The 2,628-nt window shown below is 47.7% G+C and carries 3 protein-coding genes and 1 pseudogene; all 4 read right to left on the reverse strand.

Annotated features, from left to right (window positions below; genetic code table 11):
* Positions 1-555 (reverse strand): annotated as a pseudogene (locus ACR0P9_RS10605) (aminomethyl-transferring glycine dehydrogenase subunit GcvPA); the annotation flags it as partial.
* A gap of 2 nt (positions 556-557) precedes the next feature.
* Entirely contained in the window at positions 558-938 is a 381-nt protein-coding gene (gene gcvH / locus ACR0P9_RS10610) for a glycine cleavage system protein GcvH (RefSeq protein WP_432619956.1), read from the reverse strand.
* A gap of 27 nt (positions 939-965) precedes the next feature.
* Positions 966-2,051: a glycine cleavage system aminomethyltransferase GcvT gene (gcvT, locus tag ACR0P9_RS10615; protein WP_432619958.1), complete on the reverse strand. Its 1,086-nt coding sequence runs from the start codon at positions 2,049-2,051 to the stop codon at positions 966-968.
* A 60-nt stretch (positions 2,052-2,111) separates the two neighbouring features.
* Positions 2,112-2,628: alanine:cation symporter family protein (locus tag ACR0P9_RS10620; RefSeq protein WP_432619960.1), on the reverse strand; the 517-nt coding region annotated here is incomplete at its 5' end.

Consider the following 2,628-nt stretch of genomic DNA (forward strand, 5'->3'; position numbering starts at 1 on the left):
ATTTTTGGCCGGAACCACAACAACCGGAATGCTGCGGCTTGCGCAGTAGGTCTTGACGACTTCCTGCACTTGCGGATGTACCGCGCCGGACACAACAACTCCGCGGTGCTTGCGATCCTGACACATCATCACCGCTTCGGCGGCAGCCACGGCACCGTCATATACCGATGCATTGGAAACATCCATGCCGGTCAGTTCACAGATCATGGTCTGGTACTCAAAAATCGACTGCAACAGACCTTGGCTGATCTCCGCCTGATATGGGGTATATGCCGTGACGAATTCTTCTCGTGAGGTAACCGTCTTGACAATCGACGGAATGTAGTGATGATAGCTTCCTGCACCGCGAAAAATAGATGAATATTTCGTATTCTTCTGTGCAAAACCTTCCATGATTTCGCGGACTTCCAGCTCGCTCTTTCCACGTTCCAAATGCAGCTCAGACACACGCATATCTTTCGGAATCGCTGCAAACAGTGGTTCGACAGAGGAAAGTCCCATCTCTTGCAGCATTTCCTTGCGCTGCTCTATGGTATTCGGGACATAACTTCCCATGATTAACCCTCCTCAGCGCAAACAGCTTCGTAATCGGCAGCGTCTAACAGCTCCTCGGTTTCTGTGACATCTTCTACACGAATCAGCCATGCTTCATATGGTGCTTCGTTGATCTTTTCCGGTGCATCGAGCAGTTCTTCATTGATCTCTGCTACGGTTCCGCTGACCGGACAATACACATCGGATACTGCCTTGACAGACTCTACATCACCCAGTGCTTCGCCCATCGTTACGTCATCGCCGACCTCCGGCAGATTAACAAACACCAAACTGCCCAGTGCATCCTGTGCAAAATCAGTCAGACCGATTTCTACCAGTCCGCCGTCCAGTTCCTTTACCCATTCATGTGTCTTGCTGTACTTCAATTCCTTCGGTGTAGTCATTTTTTTGTTCCTCCGTATAAAAATTTTTTAAGAATGCTTGTAAAACGGCAGTGCAACAACTTCAGCTGCAACTCTTCTCTTGCGCACCAAAACCTCTACCGTGTCACCGATCTGTACCGATCCGTTTTCCACCAACGCCATCGCATAAGAGCCGTTAAGGTAGGCACAGAACGTGCCGGATGTCGTTACGCCGATTTTCTTTTCTCCCATATAAACGTCTTGATGCTCTCGAATGATGCCGCGGCCGGTTGCCTTCAAACCGATGCGCATTCGCGCCGGTGTTCCCAGTCGTTCCATTGCTGCCTTGCCGATAAATTCCGGCTTGTTCATCTTGACACAGAACTTCAGATCGGTTTCCAGCGGTGTGACGGTATCGTCCATTTCGTGACCATACAGCGGCATAGCGGCCTCCAGACGAAGGGTATCTCGTGCACCCAGTCCGCATGGAATTAAGCCATATTCTTTTCCAGCTTCCATCAGGATATTCCACAGCTTTGCCGCTTGTTCAGCCGGACAATACAATTCATAGCCAAGTTCGCCAGTATATCCGGTTTGAGAGAGCAGACACGGGATTTCATCAACAAAAACATCCGGTGTAAAGGAATAGTACTTCACAGGAATCTTTTCTTCTGCCACAAGTTTTTTCAAGATTTCCGTGGACTTTTGTCCCTGCAAAGCAAGCTGTGCTATCTGCTTCGAGATATTTTCCATTTCGGTATTTGGCAGCAGATTCGCACGAATGTGCGCATCGTCCTTTTCGCAGTTTGCCGCATTGACAACGATCAGATATTGATCCTCTCCTGTGCGGTAAATAATCAGATCATCAACCACGCCGCCGTTTTCATTGCACATAGTAGAATAGCGAACACGGCCGATTTGCAGGCTCGTATAATCATTGGTCATAAGATGATTGATGCTTGCCAGTGCACCGGAACCCTTTAGAACGATTTCTCCCATATGGGAAACATCGAACAGACCGCAGGCCGTGCGAACTGCCATGTGTTCCTTCAAAATTCCCGTGCCATATTCGACCGGAAGCAGGTATCCTGCAAACGGTACAATCTTGCCGCCTGCGGCAACATGCGTGTCATAGAGTGGAGTTTTCAATTCCATGATGCAATCATCCTTTCTGAATCAGAGCGAAAATATAAAATAAAGATTATTTTGACGAAATTATAATTTTTCTATCGCATGAACTGCCTTTGTTCTGCGCTTCTGGGTGTTTTTTGCCTGCTTGGATGCAATCTTTTCCTTCTGAAAAACTTCCATATCCTTCACAAGCGGTCCAATGAGCAGCCACATACAAATGGCATTCGGGATAATCATCAGAGCATTTAAGACATCTGAAATGTTCCATGCCAGATCAAATGCGGTGATGCACCCGAGAAAGGCAACAACGGAAAACAGAACGCGATAAATCATTGTCATCTTCGTAGAAGAAGTCAAATATTCCAGTGCTTTTTCGCCGTAATATTCCCAGCCAAGAATGGTAGAAAAGGCAAACAGAGCAAGCGATGCTGCGACCAACCATGCGCCGACCGGTCCAATAGTTGTCTCAAATGCTGCAATTGTCAAGTTGGCACCTGTCAAAACAACTTCACCGTTGACAATCGCCTGATTCATCACGCCGGAAGTCAAAATAGCCAGTCCGGTAATCGAGCATACGATAAATGTATCCCAGAACGTACCC

This window comes from Butyricicoccus sp., from assembly GCF_050872565.1.
GTDB lineage: Bacteria > Bacillota > Clostridia > Oscillospirales > Butyricicoccaceae > Butyricicoccus_A.